2 protein-coding genes are annotated in these 2,310 nt (G+C 53.8%); both read right to left on the bottom strand.

The window, feature by feature from the left end:
- Positions 1-33: 33 nt before the first annotated feature.
- On the bottom strand, positions 34-651 hold the full coding sequence (locus tag BZK31_RS23415) for a GAD-like domain-containing protein (protein WP_083185671.1): 618 nt from the start codon (positions 649-651) through the stop codon (positions 34-36).
- Positions 652-654: 3 nt separating this feature from the next.
- Complete coding sequence (locus BZK31_RS23410) at positions 655-2,022, bottom strand: DUF6861 domain-containing protein (RefSeq protein ID WP_083185670.1); 1,368 nt, start codon at positions 2,020-2,022, stop codon at positions 655-657.
- Positions 2,023-2,310 lie beyond the last annotated feature (288 nt).

The following is a 2,310-nucleotide window of genomic DNA, read 5'->3' as shown; positions in this document are numbered from 1 at the left end:
CAGGTCCACACCGGCGCCCCATCACAACAATGATCAGACTTCAGGAAAGCCCCAATCCTGAAGCGGCGAAAGCTGAGAAAGAAATTCAAGATGCTCGATGACTTTAACCTTTTGAAGATTGTTCAGTTCTATCGGCCCGCCAAGGGCAAGAGCCGGTACGAAGCCATATATTTCATCGTTTTCAAGAGCACCTAGTCTTTTTAACGCTGGCTTGAAAAGCCCATCAAAATCATTGGACTCAATAATCAACGATGCGAAGAATGCTTGAACCCCCAAGTCGAGGTTATCAACCGCAAACATGGATTTTCGAATGGAGTATCGGGCAAGGCAAGAGGAAATGGTCATGCAATATCCTTCCTGTTCTCCCCAGACATAAAGCAGTCCAAATGCACTGCGCGCTATTACGTGATAGGTGCCTGACTGAAATCCTTCTATATCAGCTAGCCAATGTTCAAGTACGCGCTCGTATTCATAAGGATTCACGGTCCAAAACAAACCATTTGCATAGCCGCACCAACCGTGCTCAGCCCAATAGTCTAGCAGCTGACGGGGCAGCTTGTTTTGGTACTTGGTAATACTCGATTCGGGAACCTCTAGACGCTCATTTACAGGGCTAAAGTTCTCCAAGAAAAAAGCATAGTATTCATCCATACCCTACTCCTCAATGCACCTTTTAAGTTTTGTGTTGATCTTTGTTATGCCGCGAACGGAAGTAGCTACTTTATTCGCTGCCGCATCCAGGCTTTTAATCCGACTTGACCACTGTGAGCCAATACTGGAATTTACACGCCGATCCCCAAAGCCGTCGATCATATCTTTTCCACCTACAACTAAATCCGGATTATGAAGTGCAGCCAATGTCGACATTTTCTCAAGCATCTTTTCCTTTGCCAGAGACGCGGCTTTAGTAGGCAATTTACCCTCTAATAGGTATTCATCTCGAAACATGGTTTCCAAATCAGTGCTTAGTGCAACACGAGCAGCCTTGGCTACCTTCGGGTCCCGAACCATATCCTTGCTTGTAAACGCCTCCCGCCCCTTCAAATACTCATCCACCGTCAGATCATTCAACCCCTTCTGCTGACCCGCCAACTGCCGGTCGAACTCCGGAATCCGATCAAAGTGTTTCGGGCTCACATTGAAGCATGGCACCTTGTGCTCGGGCATGCCTGACCCTTTTTTCGATGGAGGCTGGTCGGGTTGCCGAGGGGGAGGCGCTGCGGGTTGCTCATCATGGCCCGGTGCGCCTCTACGCGACTCTGCTTGAGGCAGATCGGTGCGTTTCTTCAGCGCGTCTTCGTGCTTGAGCATCCACTGCCCCAGCTTCGCGCCCCTCGCGCTGGCCTGCATTTCGCTGGCGAGAATGGACGCGCTGCCACGACCACGCGTGAGGTAGGCCATGATGGCACCCAACAGCAGCAGCACCATCTCTTCGTGGCCTCTGGCGATCTGATCCGACGCTCTGCCCACGGCCTGGAAGTCATCACCGCCAAATGGGTTGAGGCCATGATCCCCACGCGTGCCCTGCCACACGATGGAGATGCCACTCAGGTAGTACTCGCCGATACGCGGCAGACCATCGACGAAGAATTCGGCAATCGACATCAGGCCCATCGCACTCAGTATCCAGGTACTGACCTGCAGACCCATCATTGCACCTGCCGCGCCGAAGGGAGCCGCTCCCAGGCCGCCAAACAAGGTGCCCACACCAGCCCCGATGGCGCCTCCGGTCAAAGTGCTCCCTGCAACGATCATAGCGACCTGGGTTGCCATGTCGATCAGGTCATTGATGATGTCGGCGATGTCGAGGTCGGAAAGGCGCTTCCTCAATCTACCGCCAGCCGCCCATTCGGCACGCGCGAATGCACTTCTGAGGTGGCTGATGCGCCGGAGATTGAGCGCCAGCGTCGGGACGGGTTTATTGTTGTGGGTGCGGTAAGTGCCGCCACTTTGATAGCCCATGTTGTGAGCAATGCGGTTTTCTATCTCGAACCACGTAGGCACGACATTCCATGACGGCATTCAGCGTCTCCCTGACGGCTGCGTATACACGAGCAGGGAGGATAGGGACGGCCGGGAGCGGAATCAAAGCGGTTTGGGCTTTTCTGATTGATCCTACATGCTATGTCGTAAAATCTGATGCGCTGTCACCTGCGTTAGCAGGGGACAGCGATTGCTGCGCTAAGCTCTCAAAACGCCAACGTCACCCGCGCATTCAGCGTTTGGTCAGTCGTGTCGTTGCCGATCTGTCCGTTGTAGCTCACGCCCACGCTCAGTCGCTCGCTCAATCCCAGGTCCACACCGGCGCCC

It is taken from the genome of Pseudomonas floridensis (assembly GCF_002087235.1).
Classification (GTDB): Bacteria; Pseudomonadota; Gammaproteobacteria; order Pseudomonadales; family Pseudomonadaceae; genus Aquipseudomonas; species Aquipseudomonas floridensis.
The sequence above is the reverse complement of the archived record's forward strand: the minus strand, read 5'-3'. Positions and strand labels throughout refer to the sequence as shown.

What these genes read in the sequence shown, in the direction of transcription:
- BZK31_RS23410 (WP_083185670.1), bottom strand. Translation starts at nt 2,022, where the DNA reads ATGCCGTCATGGAATGTCGTGCCTACGTGGTTCGAGATAGAAAACCGC.
- BZK31_RS23415 (WP_083185671.1), bottom strand. Translation starts at nt 651, where the DNA reads ATGGATGAATACTATGCTTTTTTCTTGGAGAACTTTAGCCCTGTAAAT.